This window comes from Niallia nealsonii, from assembly GCF_002835805.1.
GTDB lineage: Bacteria > Bacillota > Bacilli > Bacillales > Cytobacillaceae > Niallia > Niallia nealsonii.
This window is the reverse complement of sequence record NZ_PISE01000021.1, coordinates 31,894-50,953: the sequence shown is the minus strand read 5'-3', so window position 1 is coordinate 50,953 and position 19,060 is coordinate 31,894. Positions and strand designations below refer to the sequence as shown.

Annotated in this window: 22 protein-coding genes; 3 read left to right on the top strand and 19 right to left on the bottom strand. The window is 34.7% G+C overall.

The genetic code is table 11. The annotated features are described in order from the left end of the window. Window positions 1–194: hypothetical protein (locus CWS01_RS22795; protein ID WP_205161147.1), on the top strand; the 194-nt coding region annotated here is incomplete at its 5' end. An 82-nt stretch (window positions 195–276) separates the two neighbouring features. Here the strand turns inward: CWS01_RS22795 and CWS01_RS10790 are convergent. Continuing rightward, window positions 277–744, bottom strand: a complete 468-nt coding sequence (locus CWS01_RS10790) for a SprT family protein (protein WP_101177207.1) — start codon at window positions 742–744, stop codon at window positions 277–279. A gap of 624 nt (window positions 745–1,368) precedes the next feature. Between CWS01_RS10790 and cmpA the strand changes: the two genes are divergently transcribed. Then, on the top strand, window positions 1,369–1,482 hold the full coding sequence (gene cmpA / locus CWS01_RS10785) for a cortex morphogenetic protein CmpA (protein WP_101177206.1): 114 nt from the start codon (window positions 1,369–1,371) through the stop codon (window positions 1,480–1,482). A 203-nt stretch (window positions 1,483–1,685) separates the two neighbouring features. On the opposite strand, the gene CWS01_RS10780 is transcribed toward cmpA, so the two are convergent. The 14 genes from CWS01_RS10780 to acpS all read right to left on the bottom strand — a co-directional run bounded on the left by CWS01_RS10780 (window position 1,686) and on the right by acpS (window position 12,978). Beyond that, window positions 1,686–3,869: a Tex family protein gene (locus CWS01_RS10780; RefSeq protein WP_101177205.1), complete on the bottom strand. Its 2,184-nt coding sequence runs from the start codon at window positions 3,867–3,869 to the stop codon at window positions 1,686–1,688. Between the two features lie 170 nt (window positions 3,870–4,039). After that, on the bottom strand, window positions 4,040–4,636 hold the full coding sequence (locus CWS01_RS10775; protein WP_101177204.1) for a PP2C family serine/threonine-protein phosphatase: 597 nt from the start codon (window positions 4,634–4,636) through the stop codon (window positions 4,040–4,042). Continuing rightward, a complete protein-coding gene (sigB, locus tag CWS01_RS10770) occupies window positions 4,633–5,430 on the bottom strand; it encodes an RNA polymerase sigma factor SigB (protein WP_101177203.1) in 798 nt (265 codons plus the stop codon). Before sigB ends, CWS01_RS10775 begins: the two co-directional genes overlap by 4 nt. Then, complete coding sequence (gene rsbW, locus CWS01_RS10765) at window positions 5,408–5,881, bottom strand: anti-sigma B factor RsbW (protein WP_101177202.1); 474 nt, start codon at window positions 5,879–5,881, stop codon at window positions 5,408–5,410. Before rsbW ends, sigB begins: the two co-directional genes overlap by 23 nt. Continuing rightward, window positions 5,881–6,210, bottom strand: coding sequence for an anti-sigma factor antagonist (locus CWS01_RS10760; RefSeq protein WP_101177201.1), 330 nt, complete (start codon window positions 6,208–6,210; stop codon window positions 5,881–5,883). Before CWS01_RS10760 ends, rsbW begins: the two co-directional genes overlap by 1 nt. A 61-nt stretch (window positions 6,211–6,271) precedes the next feature. Then, the gene (locus tag CWS01_RS10755; protein ID WP_101177200.1) at window positions 6,272–7,282 is read right to left on the bottom strand and encodes a PP2C family protein-serine/threonine phosphatase; all 1,011 of its coding nucleotides are present in this window, start codon (window positions 7,280–7,282) and stop codon (window positions 6,272–6,274) included. Between the two features lie 11 nt (window positions 7,283–7,293). Then, window positions 7,294–7,695 (bottom strand): anti-sigma regulatory factor, encoded by a 402-nt coding sequence (locus tag CWS01_RS10750; RefSeq protein WP_101177199.1) that lies wholly within the window; start codon window positions 7,693–7,695, stop codon window positions 7,294–7,296. A gap of 3 nt (window positions 7,696–7,698) precedes the next feature. After that, window positions 7,699–8,055 carry an STAS domain-containing protein gene (locus CWS01_RS10745; RefSeq protein ID WP_101177198.1) on the bottom strand — a complete coding sequence of 119 codons (357 nt, stop codon included), beginning with the start codon at window positions 8,053–8,055 and terminating at the stop codon, window positions 7,699–7,701. A gap of 5 nt (window positions 8,056–8,060) precedes the next feature. After that, the gene (locus CWS01_RS10740; RefSeq protein ID WP_101177197.1) at window positions 8,061–8,885 is read right to left on the bottom strand and encodes an STAS domain-containing protein; all 825 of its coding nucleotides are present in this window, start codon (window positions 8,883–8,885) and stop codon (window positions 8,061–8,063) included. Window positions 8,886–9,172: 287 nt separating this feature from the next. Then, a complete protein-coding gene (gene ndoA / locus CWS01_RS10735; RefSeq protein ID WP_019156408.1) occupies window positions 9,173–9,523 on the bottom strand; it encodes a type II toxin-antitoxin system endoribonuclease NdoA in 351 nt (116 codons plus the stop codon). 4 nt (window positions 9,524–9,527) lie between these two features. After that, window positions 9,528–9,809 carry a CopG family ribbon-helix-helix protein gene (locus CWS01_RS10730; RefSeq protein ID WP_101177210.1) on the bottom strand — a complete coding sequence of 94 codons (282 nt, stop codon included), beginning with the start codon at window positions 9,807–9,809 and terminating at the stop codon, window positions 9,528–9,530. Between the two features lie 295 nt (window positions 9,810–10,104). Further along, complete coding sequence (gene alr / locus CWS01_RS10725; RefSeq protein WP_101177196.1) at window positions 10,105–11,262, bottom strand: alanine racemase; 1,158 nt, start codon at window positions 11,260–11,262, stop codon at window positions 10,105–10,107. Window positions 11,263–11,419: 157 nt separating this feature from the next. Next, window positions 11,420–12,433 (bottom strand): LolA family protein, encoded by a 1,014-nt coding sequence (locus CWS01_RS10720; RefSeq protein WP_101177195.1) that lies wholly within the window; start codon window positions 12,431–12,433, stop codon window positions 11,420–11,422. Between the two features lie 191 nt (window positions 12,434–12,624). Next, window positions 12,625–12,978, bottom strand: a complete 354-nt coding sequence (gene acpS / locus CWS01_RS10715) for a holo-ACP synthase (RefSeq protein WP_101177194.1) — start codon at window positions 12,976–12,978, stop codon at window positions 12,625–12,627. A gap of 103 nt (window positions 12,979–13,081) precedes the next feature. On the opposite strand from acpS, the gene CWS01_RS10710 reads away from it, so the two are divergent. Beyond that, on the top strand, window positions 13,082–13,804 hold the full coding sequence (locus tag CWS01_RS10710) for a rhomboid family intramembrane serine protease (RefSeq protein ID WP_101177193.1): 723 nt from the start codon (window positions 13,082–13,084) through the stop codon (window positions 13,802–13,804). 242 nt (window positions 13,805–14,046) lie between these two features. Here CWS01_RS10710 and CWS01_RS10705 read toward each other — a convergent pair whose 3' ends face one another. The 4 genes from CWS01_RS10705 to CWS01_RS10690 all read right to left on the bottom strand — a co-directional run bounded on the left by CWS01_RS10705 (window position 14,047) and on the right by CWS01_RS10690 (window position 18,800). After that, entirely contained in the window at window positions 14,047–15,480 is a 1,434-nt protein-coding gene (locus CWS01_RS10705; RefSeq protein ID WP_101177192.1) for a PH domain-containing protein, read from the bottom strand. Then, complete coding sequence (locus CWS01_RS10700) at window positions 15,473–15,952, bottom strand: PH domain-containing protein (RefSeq protein WP_101177191.1); 480 nt, start codon at window positions 15,950–15,952, stop codon at window positions 15,473–15,475. Before CWS01_RS10700 ends, CWS01_RS10705 begins: the two co-directional genes overlap by 8 nt. A 140-nt stretch (window positions 15,953–16,092) precedes the next feature. Further along, entirely contained in the window at window positions 16,093–17,061 is a 969-nt protein-coding gene (gene uvsE / locus CWS01_RS10695; protein WP_101177190.1) for a UV DNA damage repair endonuclease UvsE, read from the bottom strand. Window positions 17,062–17,312: 251 nt separating this feature from the next. Further along, window positions 17,313–18,800 carry a DEAD/DEAH box helicase gene (locus tag CWS01_RS10690; RefSeq protein ID WP_101177189.1) on the bottom strand — a complete coding sequence of 496 codons (1,488 nt, stop codon included), beginning with the start codon at window positions 18,798–18,800 and terminating at the stop codon, window positions 17,313–17,315. Window positions 18,801–19,060 lie beyond the last annotated feature (260 nt).

Below are 19,060 nucleotides of genomic sequence, written 5' to 3'. Positions count from 1 at the left end.
CACTGAGCTACTGCGGAATAATAGAATTTGTCCATCGAACATTCAAAGCATTTCATCTAGCGCTTTTGTCGACTCTTATTATTATAGGCATCTCTCATAAAAAAGTCAACATACTTTCAAAAAAAATATTCATTTCTTTAAAGGCTAAATTTATTCATTATAAAACAAGTCAGAACCTCTCTTCCTTTGCATAAAATAGAAACATCGCGCATCTATTTATATAGAGAAATACTAACCTTCTTTCGGACCTATCACATTGTCAAATAAATAAATAAGTCAAATCATTTTTATATCATATAGACTTAACTTCCCTCTGCATTTACCGCAAACATACTTTTCTGTATTGACCCTTTTGCTCCTATAAAAAAGCTGAAAGCATGACTGACATTTATAAATGATTACTTTTTTTGTTTTGGACAGTTGCTTTTGTGGTAAATGAGAACAGTAGCGGGGAGCACCTACTTTTTCCAGTAATTGTTTAAAATCCTTATCCCGATGCTGATATCCCATATTTCTCAAATGAAGATGATAATGACATAACTCATGTTTAATAATACCAATCAGTTCATTCATACCAAACTCATCCAAATATGTTTTATTTATTTCTATATTATGGCTCTTTAATAGATATCTTCCGCCGGTCGTTCTCAGCCTGGCATTAAACATTGCATAATGTAAAAACTCTACCCCAAAATGTTCCCTAGAAATATCCTCGACAAGCAGTTGCAGCTCTTTATCTGTCATACTTCTCCTCCTAAACAAGACAAACCATATCAGCATATATTAATATTTGAATAGTATTATTCTTTATTTTATCTTGCTCAACCTCAATATAATACACTTTATAAAAACAGCTTTACGAATGAAGCTTTTACAAACAGCAACTGACCACTAAGAGTTTTTATAGAAAAATCGTTTTCGCTTCACTTATAACTGTCAATCAAACAGCAATAATCCTTTATTATTTATACATGAATAAAAACACACTACTTTTTTATCTGCCTATTATTAAATCCGCCGCTTATTTCTTCAATACATCATTTTATACCATCCTAAAAGCAGCGTCGTCTATTTTCACTCGGCTTGATTCATGAATTTTGCCTATCTATTCATTTTTTTAACCTTAAACAAATAGGACATAAAAAAACTAACCATCAGGGGGGATTGCTGTATCCCCCTAACAGTTAGTTAAAAACTAATCTTTAGCAACTAATTTTCTCTCTGTATCTTAAGAAGTTGGTCTATCTGTCATGGATAGGAATAAATCCTAAAGTAAAATAATCCAACTAAAAATCAACTATGAAATCAGTTGCTTATCTAACAGTAATTCCCTTTAGCAAATTTACTATTTATAAAGGAGGATGACTAATGCCTAGTTGGCTGCAAAATCAAATTAAAAGAGCTTTCTATGAAAAAGACAGATACCAAATAAAGATACTGAATCAATGTTGGTACTATTATAGAAATAAACACTCCTCTTAAATAATCTCAAATATTATTTATGGAAAAAAAGGCAATAAATGATCGTTGTCTCCAATAATATCTCACCTTCTGCATTTTACCACTCATTAGCAGACTTTTGACCCACACCTCAAGGCTATAAGAGAAAACAAAAAATCTAGGTGGGGGATAGCCCCCCACTGATTGAAGTTTCACTTTACTGGAGACAACTTTAACTTTCTTAATTACAATTGTTCACTAGGCTGAAGCATAGTAAGAGACACTCTTCCTTTATTATGATCGACTCCATCGACCCAGACAGTTACTACATCTCCAACACTAACAATGTCTAAAGGGTGCTTCACAAATTTATTACTTAACTTCGAAATATGAACGAGTCCATCTTGTTTTACCCCAATATCAACAAATGCACCGAAATCAACAACATTACGAACCGTTCCTTGCAGTTCCATTCCTTTTTGTAGATCTTCTAGTTTAAGCACGTCTTTTCTTAATAATGGTGCTGGAACTTCATCACGAGGGTCTCTTGAAGGACGAACTAGTGCATCTACTATATCTTTAAGTGTTAATTCACCAATACCTAATTCTTCTGAAGCTGATTTTAAATCGATAGCTGCAAGAGCCTCTTTTAATTCTCTTGTACCAATATCATTAGATGACGATCCCAACTTTTTCAATAGATTTTTTACTTCTTCATAGTTTTCCGGATGAATTCCCGTTCTATCTAATGGCTCTTCGCCATCGAGCACACGCAAAAATCCTATTGCCTGTTCATATGTTTTCGCCCCAAGTCTTGGGATTTTCTTTAGTTGTTTGCGGCTGATAAATTTCCCTTCTTCTTCCCTCTTTTTTACAATATTATTTGCAACCGCCTTAGATAATCCTGCTACATATTGCAAAAGAGAAGGGGATGCTGTATTAACATTCACCCCAACTTTATTTACCGTTGTTTCAACTACAAAAGTTAGAGATTCTGATAACTTTTTTTGTGACACATCATGTTGGTATTGACCCACACCAACAGATTTCGGATCAATTTTTACTAATTCAGCTAACGGGTCTTGAAGTCTTCTAGCAATAGAGACAGCACTTCTTTCTTCTACTTGGAAATTTGGAAACTCTTCCCTTGCAATTTCAGAAGCAGAGTAAACACTTGCCCCAGCTTCGTTTACAATTAAATAGAAGATCTCCCTATTTTGCTGTTTAATCATATCCACTACGAATTGTTCTGTTTCCCTTGATGCTGTACCATTGCCTACCGCAACCATTTCAATTTGATATTTTTGCAGCAGATTTTGAAAAGCAATAGACGCATCTTTTGTTTTAGAGACAGGAGCATGAGGGTATATAACACCTATCTCTAATACTTTTCCTGTTTCATCTACAACAGCTAATTTACAACCTGTTCGATAAGCAGGATCAACACCTAAAACCATCTTTCCTTTTAACGGCGGCTGCAAAAGCAAGTTCCTCAAATTCTCTGAAAAAATATGAATGGCCTGTTCCTCAGCTTTTTCTGTTAATTCACTCCGAATTTCTCTTTCAATGGAGGGCTGTATTAATCGTTTATAGCCGTCTTCAATAGCTTCCTTAATAATTACATAGGATTGCGCTCCCTCTTTAGAAATCCATTTTTTCTCTAAATACTGTATAATTGTTTCACTAGGAACCTTAATCGCTACCTTTAAGATATCTTCCTTTTCTCCGCGATTTAGCGCTAACGTTCGATGTGGCACAACCTTATTCACTGGTTCATCATATTCGTAATACATTTCATATATATTTTTTTCATCTTTTTCTCTATCCTTCACTTGTGAAGAAATAATTCCTAAAGAAAATGTTTTATTGCGAATCCATTTTCTGCTTTCCGCGTTATCGGAAACACGTTCTGCTATAATATCTCTACTGCCATCGATAACTTCTTCTACTGATAATAGTTTCTTTTCTTCTGAAATATACTTTTGGGCTTCCTCTTTTATTGATGATATAACTTTGTTTTCTAGTAGCCAATCAGCAAAAGGTTCCAACCCTTTTTCTTTAGCAATAGTAGCCTTTGTTCGTCTTTTCTGTTTATAAGGACGATAAAGATCTTCTACTTCTTGCAATTTAATTGATTTTAAAATACTTTTATGTAAATCATCTGTTAATTTCCCTTGTTCTTCTATAAGTCTAATTACTTCTTCTTTTCTCTGCTCTAAATTTTGTATATAGTGATAACGATCCATAATTGCTTTTATTTGCACTTCATCTAAAGCGCTAGTTTGCTCTTTACGATAACGGGCAATAAATGGAACTGTATTTCCTTCATCTAATAATGAAATAACATTTTTTACTTGCTTTGCGCTAATAGCTAGCTCATTTGCAATAATAGTTAAATATTCTTGTTTTTTTTCTAATACCTTCTCCATAATAGCCTTTCCCACCCTTTCATAGTCTTTATTCTATTACATTACACTTTCGCTTTAAACTTTTCCAATTTCTAACCAACTAAAATAATAAATCGTAAACTCGCGCTTCCCTATTATTGTATCAAACTCATCTAGTTTATTAATAAAGACAAAAAGAAAAAGCTTACTTTTTAGAGCAAGCTTCCAAGAATGAAGGTAGAATCATCATCATTATTTTTATATTTCGTTATAATAGTATCAGCAATTGTTTCAATGGGAATATAACCTTTGAGCAACGCCTTTACTCCTTGTATGTTAAATCCATCAGAAAAAACAAGGAATTTGGAGTTTGCTTCATATGTAAAACATTGAGTATGGTAAGTTTGAGGTCTGCCTGACAAATAACCAGTAACCGGTAATGGATAAGTTAATTTGCCAGTAGGAGAATATAAAAAGAATCTAATATTGCCTACACTGCTATAGATAACGTTCTTGGACTCATAATCCACTTTAAAAACACAAACAGCCGCGCCTCTTTTTTTCACTAAAACTTTATTACAAAGCTCCATCAATTCCTCTACTGGGGCACCATGAAACTCCTCAATAACATTAATCACAGCAACTGATGCTTCATTAGCAAATTCACCACTTCCAAGCCCATCTGCTAATACACATATAAAGTATTGATCGGTTGATGTGAAAAAGTAGCTATCTCCGCAAAGCAATTTTCCCTTTTTTATCGTTTGATGTGCAAGTACGTGGACATTATTATTTATTAAGGTTGTCATAAAATAATCTCCGAATTATTTGCTTCCGCATGTATAGCTTCTTGCAGTTTTTTTATAGCTCTTCGCTGTAGCCGAGACACATGCATTTGCGAGATGCCCAACTTATCTCCAGCGTCTTTTTGACTCATATTATCTAAATAAGTATATTGAATAATACTTCTTTCTCTTTCTGTTAATACATGAAGAACCTTCTCTAATACTAGCTTTTGATTTACCCGTTCAAAGCCTTTATCCACATCTCCTACAATATCTAAAAGTGTTACCGTTCCACCTTCTGAATCCGCTTCAATAGAATGATCGACCGACAATGCTTGATAACTTTTTCCCATTTCCATTGCTTCAAGCACTTCTTCTTCTGAGACATTGATATAATCTGCAATTTCATCTACACGAGGAGAACGCTGTAATTCCGTTGTTAACTCTTCTACCGTTTTCTTGATTTTCGGGCCTAATTCTTTAATTCTTCTTGGAACATGTACACTCCATGTTTTATCACGCAGAAAACGTTTAATTTCTCCAATTATCGTTGGTACCGCAAAGGCCTCAAAACTTTTTCCAAAACTCTCGTCATATCGCCTTATCGCTCCTAATAGCCCAATAACCCCTACCTGGCTAATATCTTCATGAAACATTCTTCCTTTAGAGTATTTTCGAGCAAGCGTTTCGACTAAACGACGGTAATTTTTGACTAGTTTATCTTGTGCTGTTTCATCTTGGTTTAATTGGTATGCTTTAATTAACTCATGAACTTCTTCTCTGGTTAATTGGTGCTTAGGTTGAGATTGTTTCTGCATCCCTCTCCACCCGCTCTCCTTCAAGGTATTTCGTCATAGAGACAGTTACACCGTCATTATGATAAATTTTAACCTCATCCATTAATGTTTCAATTAAATATAAACCTAATCCGCCTTCACGTAGGAACTCAATAGACTCATCCTGTTCATACGGACCTAGCTCTTTAATAGTAGAATCAAAGTCGAAGCTTTTGCCATCATCTGATACCATTACTTCTAATCGATCACTAAATAATCGAAAACCAATTAAAACTTCCCCAGCTTCGCGATTTTTATAAGCATGTTGTACAGCATTAGTACATGCCTCGCTTGTAGCTATTTTTAAATCTTCAATTTCATCATAGCTAAAACCCATTCGGCTAGCAATTCCAGATAAAGTCAAACGAATTATGCCTACATATTCTGGTTTAGACGGAATTTTCATTTCGATGTATTCAAAATGCTGGCTCATTAAATTCCACCTTCTATCTTACTAGTAATATCAATAATATCTGCTAATCCCGTAATTTCAAAAAGTCTTTTTAAGCGATCTGATAAATTGATCAACTTTAATTCCCCATTATTAGCACGAATATTCTTAAAGACTCCAACAAATACACCTAAACCAGTACTGTCCATATAGTTTACATCTGATAAGTCTACAACCATCTTAATGCTCTGTTTTTCAGAGTAACTATAAATCCTTTCTTTTAGCTTTGGAGCAGTATATGCATCTATTTCCCCACATACCTTTACTTCTATATTTAATTCTTGTTCTTTCACATCTATTATTATATTCATACACGTCCCACCTTTCCCCTTCTTACGTACGTCTATGTTCAATACCCACTATGTAAACTGATTAAACCTCTCTTTTAAAAATAATTAATGTAAAGTCATCTCGAAGCTGAAAATCTTGGACTTTTTCCAATTCCTTATAAATATTTTGCACGATTTCTTGAGCATTTAAATGCATATATTTTTTTATATAGCCAATTAACTTCTCTTTTTCAATGAACCCCTCTTCTGTTCTGCATTCTGTCACACCATCAGACATAAGAATAATCATATCCCCTGTATTTATATGTTGCATGACTTGTTCATATTTTGTTTTTTGATCCACACCCAATAATAACCCTTTTGCAACCAACTCACTGAATTCACCTGATGCTGCATCATAAAATAAGCCAGGCTCATGTCCTGCAGAAGAATAATGAAATGTATGTGACTGAATATCATACATTCCATAAAACATGGTAATAAACATGCTTGGATCTACATTTTGCTCCACCACACGATTTAAATTTTCCAACACATTGCTTGGAAACTTCCTGTTTTCCGGCAGACTATCCATCGCATATTTTATCATGGACATACACAGCGCAGCTGGAATCCCTTTTCCAATTACATCAGCTATTGCAATACTAACTGTTTGAGCCTCATCTTGAACAAAATGAAAATAATCGCCATTCATCATTTTTGCCGGGACACTTATTGCACCAATATCCAGTTCTTTTACATTAGGAATTTCCGTGCTTAAAAGCGTTTGTTGCACATTGGAAGCTATTTCCATTTCGCTTCTCAATTCTTGCTGTACATGGCGTAAGCTCTGGTGTTCTCGGTAAGCAAGTCCATAACCAATCATTACCTCCAGTAAAATGTCGAAGGATTTTATTACATATTCTGGGATATCCGGATATAAATCCACTATTAAGTTTTTATGTAAACTGATAATATCTTCCGGTGACACCTTATGCTCAATTGATTTCCTGCTAAACTTCTGCCCCTGGTAAAGAGCTTGTTCAGATTCATCCTTGATATAACTCACTAGAAGATCCCGATACTTAGAATCCATCATTTCTCGGAAATCCATCTATTCCCCCCCTATCTGAGCCATTTTATTGCCTTTATATCTGTCCCGACACCCACAGAAGTTTCGATATTAAATTCATCCATTAATCGTTTAACACCAGGCAGTCCAGCACCTAAACCACCGGATGTCGAAAATCCATCTTGCATAACTTGCCTTAAATCTTTAATTCCCGGCCCGCTGTCTACCGCACTTAGCTTTAAACCGACTTTTCCATTTTCCATTAGTTTCTCTATACATATTTGTCCTTGCCCAGCATACAAGTATATATTTCTTGCTAATTCGCTTATTGCTGTAGTAATTCGCGCCTGATCAACTGTACCGAATCCTAGTTCTTTTGCAACGTTTCTTCCCAACTGTCGTGCTGCAACTATATCCCATTCATTTACAATTTTTACACAGGATTGGTGTCCCATCGGTCAATCCCCCAATTCCTGTTGTAATTTCTCCAGACCTTTTTCCAAATCTAAGGCTGTTAATACATCATCCAAGCTAATGCCAAGTTCAACTAAGGTAATAGCAACCGCTGGCTGAATTCCTGTTAATACAACCTTTGCTCCCATTAGTTTAGACATACCAATGACATCTCCTAAGACTTTCGCAATAAAGGAGTCAATAAAATCAATAGATGTTAAATCGATTACCACACCATTTGCACTTGTTTCATGTATTTTATTTAATAAGTCTTCTTGAAATTTCAACGCTGTCTGATCGTCCAATTCCCATTGAATAGAGACAAGCAAACAATCATGAAGTTTTAAAATTGGTATTCTCACTTTATTCACCCCAATCCAACCAACTTTCTATTTGTATATTCCAACGCACTTTCCATCCCTTTTTTCAGTGTGTTTTTTGTTTCAAACTGATCTAAATTTATGCCTAGGTTTACAATTGTTTGAGCAATTTCTGGCCTTATGCCAACAATCATGCTTTTTGTTCCCACTAATCGCACCGCATTAGTCGCTTGGATAATATGGTGTGCAACCATCGTATCCACCACAGGGACACCTGTTATATCTATTAACACAACTTCTGATCTATGCTTTACAACACCATTCAGTAAATTTTCCATAATCTGTTTTGCTCTTTGTGTATCTATCGTACCCACTAATGGCATAATTGTTATGCCCTCAAAAACTGGAATTAACGGCGCAGATAATTCTTGCAAAGCAACTTTTTGTATAGAAACCGTTCGTTCCCAAACATTTGAATACATTCGAATAATTTTGTTGCATAAAGGATGCAGCCAACTATGGAAATTTTCTACATATTGTAATTGTTTATTATCATAAAAGGCTTTTTCCTTTTCCATTCCTTGAAAAATAATTTCTTCAAAGATTTGCAAACCTGTTACTAACATGTTTAAATGCCAATTTAAACTAACCGCTTTTTCAATAAATACAATTAGTTGATTATCGGAATCATCCATCAAGCCAAGCGATTCGTTGATAAGTAGATCAATATATTCTTGTGCAGCCGAAGAAATCAAATGATCTTCTTCTAACTTTTTAGCCATCTCCGCTGTCTTCTCGTCAATACGCTGTAGCCAACTAGCTATAATATCTTCACGATGATTCTGAATATAGGTCAAAAATTCCTTTTGCATGGCCTGCCTCCATTTTACCATATTAAAAACATAATTTATTTTATGATTGCTCTTTATATAAAAATCTTTGTTTACTTGCAAAGAATTGTTCTATGACTTTTTTATATACCCTTTTTCCGTCTATCATAAACCATTTTTTATAAGACATCTAAAAAAACTTCCATTATTTACACGATTACAAAAGAATATTTCAGGCTAAATAAAAAAAGCAAGTAGAATTTATACTACTTGCTTCTTGTGCATAGATAATAAAAAAAAGCGCTCCACTAAGAAGCGCTCCATGTTTTTTAGAATTCTATGAGACCTAAACTTATCTGTAAGGCTTCATCCACTTTTTCCATCATTTCATCATCGAGATGAGTGATTTTGTCCGTTAGCCTTTGTTTATCTATTGTGCGAATTTGTTCTAAAAGAATTACGGAATCTCTTTCAAAACCATATCGTTTCGCGTCAATTTCCACATGTGTCGGCAATTTCGCTTTCTGTATCTGAGCCGTAATTGCTGCTATAATGACTGTGGGACTGAACCGATTCCCGATGTCGTTTTGAATGACAAGTACAGGACGGACACCGCCTTGCTCTGAGCCAACAACTGGGGATAGGTCTGCAAAGTAAACGTCACCACGTTTAACAATCAAAGGATTACCCTCCGCTTACAAGACGTTCAACTGTATGCTCTGCCTCATATTCTGCCAAAAAGCTTTCTGATGCAATAGACAAATTTAATTTCGCCATTTCCATATAACCTCGTCTCATGGATTCCCGGATATGTCTCTTTTTCCGTTCACGAAGATACATTTTAGTCGCTTGATAAATAAATTCACTACGATTCACATTTTCCTGCTTTACGAAACCGTCCAATTCAGTTAACAAATGCTTTGGTAATCTTACTAAGATTTCTGTTGTTGCGCTAGATTCAGACACAAACATACACCTCCACCATCACTACACACCATATTTAGCTCTGCTTTTTCAATCATACCATTAATAGAACAATATGCAAAGTACATTCAGTAATTCTACTGTATTATCCACCAAAAAATGTATCTTTTATGCATAGTTACATATTTTTTTAAAATGCACTTTATTTATTGACCATGTTAAATCATCCTATTTTTTTTCATTCCATTAATCAACAAAGTTCAATAACAAAAAATAATAGCTGCATAACTTTGTTCTCACTTACAGATTTTACTGTTCTTTTACCCAATAAACTCTATCACACTAATGGATTAACCACTTCTACATAATTCCCTTCTTTTCTATATAAGCGGGGGACTCTATTAGATATAGAACAGGTTACTTCATAATTAATGGTTTTTAATTTAGCTGCAATCTCATTCACAGAAATCTCACCAAAATCTTGCTCCCCAATCAATGTAACTTTTGTCCCAGGTTCTATATATGACTGTAGCTTGATCATACATTGATCCATACAAATTCTGCCGATAATAGGCACTCTTTCGCCATTTACAAGTACTTCTTGACCACTTAATTTTCTTAGCCACCCATCAGCATACCCAATTGGCAGCGTTCCTATCCATTCATCTTCCATCGCCTCATACGTAGCACCATAACTTACTTTTTCCCCTTTTTTCAGTTTTTTCACTTGGACAATTCGTGTATGAAGGGAAAAGGCCTCCTTCAAAGGAAACGGTAGACTTTGTTCTATTTCTAGGGATGGAGTTAGCCCATACATAGAGATCCCCATTCTAATAGCATTATATTGCAAATCTGGATGAAGCAGGCTACTAGCACTATTGCTGCAATGAATAATCGCTGGTTTTTCAGAGAAACAAGAAAGCAATTCCCGAAAACGATGGAGCTGTTTTTCCATATAAATAGTATTTAATTCGTCTGCTGTAGCGAAGTGTGTAAATACTCCTTCTACTACTATATTCTGATTTTCAGACAATATGTTTTCAACCTCTATAAGTTCTTTTTTCTCCCTCAAGCCAATTCTCCCCATACCTGTATCTAACTTGATATGAACTTTTATTGCATGTTCCCCATTTAAAAAGGAGGCTGTTTTTTTCAGCCAATCTAAATCGAACATAGTAACTGTTATATTATGTTTTACTGCCATTTTCAAATCGGTAAAACGCACTGCTCCAAGCACCAATATCGGGGCATCTATCCCTTTTTGTCTCAATTGAATCGCTTCATCCAAAAAGGCCACGGCTAAGTAATCTGCACCTGCCTCTAAAGCTGTTTGGGCCATTTGAAAAGCACCATGACCATATCCATTCGCTTTTACAACAGCAAATAATTTACTTTCGGCCTCTAATCTTTTTTTCATTTCTGCTACATTATAAAAAATGGCATCCAAATCAATTTCTGCCCATGTATCTCGAAAAAACGTTCCTTCTAATTCCATTAACTTATGACACTTCCTTTAAGGATAAACTTTTTATTAAATTATTCTACTCTCCATACCCCTTGTCAACATACCAATTGCCTTTTTATATACAAAAAACAGCTTCCCTAAAGAAACTGTCTCCATCTTTCCTATTCAACTATCCTGTCATTGCTTTTTATTTAATTGCTTCCCCTTGTACAGAACGGGCGATGCTAACCATTTCATCTTTTGTCAACTCTGTTGAAGCAATAATATAGTCCACTCCCCCAAATGTCCATGTCACTTTATTATCGCTTACTGAACCAATCGTGAATCCAAGATCAATAGGCTCTCCTGTCATTGTTATTGGTCCTGCTGTTGCCGGAGCTATTTCTGCCTTTTCTTGAATAATGGTATAGGACTTCCCGTCTCCTTCATAAGTTAAGACTACACGACTTCCATTTTCTGTTGTCACTTTTTTCTCCTCTACTAAACTTACCCCTTCTATTTGCTCTTCTGGATATTTAACAGAGAATGTTTGATCTTCTACTTCTCCCATAACTGGTACTACAAGTTTTGCAGCTGTCATGCTCTTTTTCAAATCGAAATCGGCCTTATCAAAATCTACGTCAAATTTCACATTGGAAAACTTCACTTTAACTACCGCTGTACCCTCTGTATCTTTTACTTTCACACTAACTGGTGAAAGATCTTTTTTATTTAATGTAATTTCTTGTGTTGGCAGCATTTTATTATTTTGATAGCGTGTTTTCGTTTCAAAAACATAATATTTATCTGTCGCTTGGAACTTTGCTCCTTTATCCTCTTCTATATCTTTGACCAAGGATTCATACAAATATGCCTGACTGCTGTTTTCTGGCCATTCGCTTTGAAATTTAAAGCTTTTGTTTAATGCAGGTGTTAATACATATACACCCTCATCATTTTTCAAAATCATTTGACTCTGATCTTTTTTGGCATTTTTAAGATTTACTCGATAATAAGAAGGATCTTTATGCCAAATTTGTACTTCGTATGTTTGTGGGTCGGTCCCCATTTGCAAGGTCATTTCTGCATCAGCTTTATATCCTTTTGTCGAAACCTTTTCGCTTAAATCTTTTAAGACTTCATCCTTTGACTTTGTCCCACAGGCAGTTAACAAAAGCATGACTGTTAGCCCTACAAATAGCAACCATAACTTCTTGTTCATTTTTTCAACTCCCCTATTCTCATTTCACGTTCAAGAAGAAAAAAACAGAATCAGTTTTATAAGAAAAACTAAATATTTAGTCCATTCTTATCCACTTCTGATTTCCCCGCTTATTTCTCCTATTGCTCTATGAATATATGAGACAACCATAGGAAATATGCTACTAACAATTGAACAAGCTCGCGATTGCTTTATTCTTTTTCAATGATAACTTGTGCACACGCATACTTCCTGCTGTGGGTAATCGATATATGCACTCCACTAGCAACAGGTTTGACAATATAAGGTTTTCCCTGTGCATCTTTATCCACCTCTATATCCTGAAAACTTAAATTTTTTCCTATTCCGGTTCCCATTGCTTTGGAAAAAGCTTCCTTTGCTGCAAATCTGCCAGCAAGATATTCTATTTGTCTATTTCCCTTCAATTTTTTATAGTTTATCAGCTCTTTTTCTGTTAGTATTCGCTCAGCAAATTCTTGTTTTCTTTTTATAAGCTCTTTTATTCTATCTAGTTCAATAATATCGATTCCTATTCCACTAATCATATGACACATCCTTCTAATTTCATGATTTTAAGCATAAATTTAGTACTACTTTCCCCTTACATTGGTTATTATGTAGGAAGAGGCGACAGAGGAGGTTTTTATCATGTTTACAAGAAGAGAGAGTTTTAAAGAATTTATTGCAAAATATCCTATCGTTTCAGCTATTCTGATTATCCATCTTCTATTATATATAGTCACTACTATCTCCATTTTTCCAAATGATTATATCTTAGAGCAAACAATTGGCGTTAATTTATATATTATTCAAGGAGAATGGTGGAGACTAATAACGCCTATTTTCATCCACGGAAGCTTTTCTCATTTTTTATTTAACAGTTTTAGCATTTTTCTATTTGGACCTGCTCTAGAGATAATTTTAGGAAGAATTCGCTTTATGTTTCTATACCTTGCTACAGGCGTACTTGCCAATATTGCTACACTTTTAGTAGAACCATTGACTTATACTCATCTTGGATCAAGCGGTGCCATTTTTGGGCTATTTGGATATTATATTGCGCTGATTGTTTTTAGAAAAGATATTATTTCTAAAAATAATTCCCAAGTTATTGCTACGATTGCCATTTTAAGCTTAATTATGACCTTTTTACAGCCAAATATTAATGTATCTGCCCACCTTTTCGGTTTTTTATGTGGATTAGTGATTGGAAGCATTTCACAAAAGAAAGAAAAAAAAATCTTAAACACATATAAAGAAGAGTTTTCTCATATCAAAAACAGCCTTTCTAGAAGAAAAAGGCCGCCTATCAAAACTATTATCATTTGGGGCATTCTTCTACTACTGGCAATAATCGGATTATTTCGATAAAGTGAAATAATCCGATTATCGGAACCAGCCAGGCTTTTACTCAGCAAGTTTCTCCCCGCCTAGTTTTCTCGTTTTCTCTTATCATCCCTTAGGTGGGGGCCAAAAGCTTGTTAATACTTGATAAAAAAAGATATTTTATTAAATATATAGGAATCATGCATTCTATAGAGCCTATATATTTCTATATAATTAGCAACTCTTTTAAATTTTTGCTCCTTATCCGAAATAGTATGGATCATTTTTTACTTTTTTACAGAATAGGAGTACCAATTATATACTTTGTCTATTTCCTCTTTTCTTAAGTCATAAACAGTACCACCAGATCCTCCAATTCCGGAAGCAACTAAACAGCTTAATGAAGCAAGACCTGCCCCTCTCTGCCAAAACCCTTCTTTATAATCTAATGCTTGAATTCGATTTTTTTTCATAATAAGTGTCGTTTTTTCTAAATGGCGAAACGAAATCGTTAACTGTTTATTTGTTACACCCCATCCAGCAGCACGATATTTAAGGTAGCCCCAGCTAGGCAAAAGCACAAACAAGACAATAGAAATTATGCCCCATAGATGAAAATAATAGAATGACAACCCTGCAATAGGAACTGCAATCCAACTATCGCGAAGCATATATCGAAACCTTGCCTTTTTTGGAGGAGCATGTAAATCATCCACTAACTCATAATCAGGCAATATTTCCAACAAAAGTTTTTTTATTTTCACTTTTTTGCTAACAGGCATTATCACCATACTCGAAGCTTCGTTGTCGTTTAAAGAGCCTCCAGCGCTTTCTAAATAAACGGCCGCTAAACCAAAGGGCTGTCTTAAAATATTCTCCCTTATTCTAACAGCTTGGATACGGCTCAACGGAATCGTAATTTGCTTTTTCTCTAATAATCCTCTCGATACCACTAAATCATTCTCTATTTTAGCTATTGTAAAATTTGCATATTTTAACACAGTAATCAGGAAAGAGACTATCCATAATAGAATAAATAAAATAAAGACAATAGATGTAAGAACAACCATGCCGCTTGAGACAACATGCTGAAATTCACGAAATATTTTTTTATATGGAATTAAGTCATCAAATTGCGAAATAACGGCAATAAGCGCGGAGAACACAACACCAATCCCACCAGAAGTAGTTGCTAATATGAGCAGTTCTTTTGTGGTTATTTTGTATAATTCTTGTTTATTCTCCTCTAAGATTTCATCCTCTAAATCATTCTTTTGATTTTTATGTTTATTAATATAATCCCTTAATTTAATAGCATCTTTCATATGGATAGCTGTGAGCACAGCTTCTGCTTCACCTGCTCCCCCAGCTGTTTCTATTTTTACTTTCACAAGCCCGAATGGTCTATGTAAAATACCTTCTGTAAAATCGATGCTTTGTATTCTTTCAAAAGGAATAAACCGTTTTTTCTTAACAAATACACCATTTTCAATTCTAAGTTCTCCTTGATGCAAATAATAGCGAAAAAAGAACCAAGAAAGCACTCCTCCAACAAGCACAAATATACTAAAAACAATTAAACCTACATGGTAAAAGAAATCCCATTTAGATGAAGTTCCTCCAAATACAAAAATAGCAATGACTGGAAAAATAATTTCCTTTAGCTGTCGAAAAATATTATATAAAATGGTGATAGGATGAAGTTTCTTTTGCTCAAACATCTTCTTTTGCCACCTTTGTTTTGACAGAGATATATGTTCTGATTTCTTCTGCTTCTTCTAAACCGAGTGCAGGGATTTCGTGTACAGTTGCCGCAGTTGAAATAGAAACAGTTGCCAAATGGTATTTCCTAAGCAACGGCCCCTGCTTTGTATCAACATGCTGCACACGAATCATTGGCACAAGCGTTCTTTTTATCACTAGCACACCTTGTTGTATTTCAATCTCATCCTCTCTAATTTCATACCTCCACCTTTTCCATTTCATCTTTGGAAGTATGCCAACAAAAAGCACAAAATAGATAGTGATGATTAAAAAGCTTATGATTGAAAATAATAAATGCCAATGAAATATAACGGTCAATGTAATTACTCCAGCAAATACGACGAATAGAAAAAGACCTGAAATAACCCCCATTATTCTCCATATTTCTACTGATTTTGGCGATAATCGATTATACGGTTCTGCTAACATAAATTTCCCCCTCTAACTCCTTATATTAAATGTCTGCTCTTTGTTTTCCTTGCTGTTTATTTCCCCAATAGTATTGTTTACGAAAAAAAAAGGAAATAGTTTCAAACTAAATCCTCTTTTGCATGCTCTTGGTTACTTCCTCATTTTATAAAGCGAAAAGATGCTTCATCAATAAACACGATATTCTCCTTCTTTTTCAAGTCTTTCACTAACTCAAATAAAGCATCGTCTTTCTTTTTTGCTTCTATCATGCAATCTATTTGGGGAACTGTTCCATCGACCCTTGTAAGAAATTCTAAAAATTGTTCACTATTAATATAATCAGCGTGGGCCCGATCTTTTTCATTTGTACGAGGACTAGAAATATGCATTTTAATTGGCAAAGAGGAATGGCTCCAGGTTTGGACAATCCTTTCCCAATATTCCTCCCAAGAATCCTTTTCATTATGAACAATATGATGATGCAAATCAAATACACAAGGAATACTTAACTTTTCACAGAGGTAAAGAACTTCATTTAAAGTAAAATTAGTATCGTCATTTTCGAGCATAATCATCTTTTGCCATTTAAGAGGAATCAGACCCCAATTGGAGATAAACTGTTCAAGTGCTTGCTCCTTATCATTATAAACCCCACCTACATGAAGTACGCAGCGATGTTCTGTATTTACTTTCATCCCCCGTAACAGCCGTTCATGCATTTGCAGTGTTTTTAAAGAGGTTTTTAAAATGTCCTTATCCTCGTTATTTAAAACAACAAAATGGTCTGGATGAAAATCAATGCGCATATTATGTTTGCTTACAAACTCGCCAAGCTGAAAAAGCAGTGGTTTTAAAGGAAGGATATAATCCCAATTGGGCAAATCAGGATGATTGACCAGAGGAATAAGTTTAGAACTTAATCGAAAAAAGTAAATATCATTAATCGCATTATGCTTTAAAAGACGTAGGCAATTTTGCAAATTACTTATAGCTATTCTTTCTAATTTCTTAATCGCTGCTTCTTCATCTTTTATGGAAGAGAATTGCCGGTATGTCATTGTTTGTGATGGTGAAGCATTTTGCAGATGAACACTCATTGCTACATATCCTAATCTAAATACAGTCACAAAATTGTCCCTCTTTTCTCATTAATTTTTGATTAGTATATGCAAAATTTATGTAACCATCTGTTTCACCAGCAAATAAAGTAAAAATGCAATCAATATGTTTTTTCTACGTCTCTCCCTGATTGATTCTTGAAGCAGGATAATAGGAATGATACCGAACTTTTCTAAAAGACATTGGCGGGAATCAAAAACCAGTTAAACAGGGATAAAAAAAATCCTTGTAAGCATATTCATGCTTACAAGGATTTTTTTTAACGATAGGTGTTGGAATTTGAATTTGATTTAGAATAGCTGCTGCCATTTTGTTGGCCTGTTCGTTTATTGCTGTATCCTTGACGTTGACGAGGATTATGATTTTGTCTATTTCTATCTCTATAGCCATTATTATTTTTGTCGTATGGTTTGCGATCCTGTTTCATTGGCAATGGCTTTTCTTCTGTAAGTCGCACTGGTGTTGTATCAGGCTCTTTTGTCAGCATTTTTAAAACTGCCGCAACAATTGTGTTTGCATCTTTTTGGGCTAATAAATCATCAGCCGCTTCTTTATAAGAATCCAAATTATTTGCATCAATTGTCTGCATAATTTTTTCCATTACTGCTTTTTGTTGCCCTTCTATCGCTTGATCTACTGTTGGAGGAATCATTTTTTCCATTTTTCTTTTTGTTGTTTTCTCCACAACTTGAAGGTATGATCTTTCACGATACGTAATAAATGTAATCGCTACTCCTTCCTTGCCAGCTCTTCCTGTTCTTCCGATGCGGTGAACATAACTTTCTGGATCTTGTGGAATATCAAAGTTATAAACATGCGTTACCCCTGAAATGTCTAATCCACGAGCAGCAACATCTGTAGCAACCAGCACATCAATAGATCCTTCTTTAAACTTTCTAAGCACAGACATACGTTTCGCTTGGCTTAGGTCCCCATGTATTCCCTCTGCCGTATAACCTCTTAAATTAAGCGCTTCTGACAACTCATCGACACGGCGTTTAGTACGGCCAAAGATAATCGCTAATTCTGGGGATTGTATATCTAAAAGTCTTGTCAAAATATCAAATTTTGTTTTTTCCTGTGTTTCAATATAATATTGTTCAATTAGCGGAACAGTCATTTCTTTTGCTTTTACTTTTACTATTTGCGGCTCTTTCATAAAACGCTCTGCCATTTTTCTAATAGGCGTCGGCATTGTAGCTGAAAATAATAAGGTTTGTCTTTCCTCGGGAATTTTAGAAAGAATAGACTCAATATCATCAATAAAGCCCATATTCAGCATTTCATCTGCTTCATCTAAAATGACTGTGTTTACATGATCCAATTTTAATGTTTTTCTATTAATATGATCTAAAATACGCCCTGGTGTTCCAACAATAATATGTGGATTGTTTTTCAATGCGCGGATTTGGCGGTTAATATCTTGACCACCAAAAATAGAAAGGACTCTTGTTCTTTTTCCGAAACCAATTTTATAAAGTTCTTCTGAAACTTGAATAGCCAGTTCTCTTGTTGGAGCAATAATAATCCCTTGGATTACTTCATTTGCTACATCCACTTTGTCAACTAAAGGCACTCCAAAAGCTGCTGTTTTTCCAGTACCAGTTTGTGCTTGCCCAATTAAATCCTTATGTTGAAGACTTAAGGGAATGGTTTCTGCCTGAATAGGCGTAGCTTCTTCAAAGCCCATTCTTTTTAATGATTTCATTGTAGCAGCACTAATACCTAAATCTTGAAACTTAACCAATATATCCAATCTCCTTCTAGTCATTAAAAATATTCACAAATGACAGTGATTTCCATGCACTAACTTTATATATGTACCTCATTTCTTATCAAAGAAACATATTGTTATGGCGTTAGTTTTTATCCACTTTACCGCTATTCCCCAAACAATTATATTAACGCAGAACAAAACAAGTTTAATGTGAAAAGTTTTGTGGGATTTATAAATCCATCATTACTTCATTTGGAGAAACATGAGGTTATATATGCTTATTTGTTAAC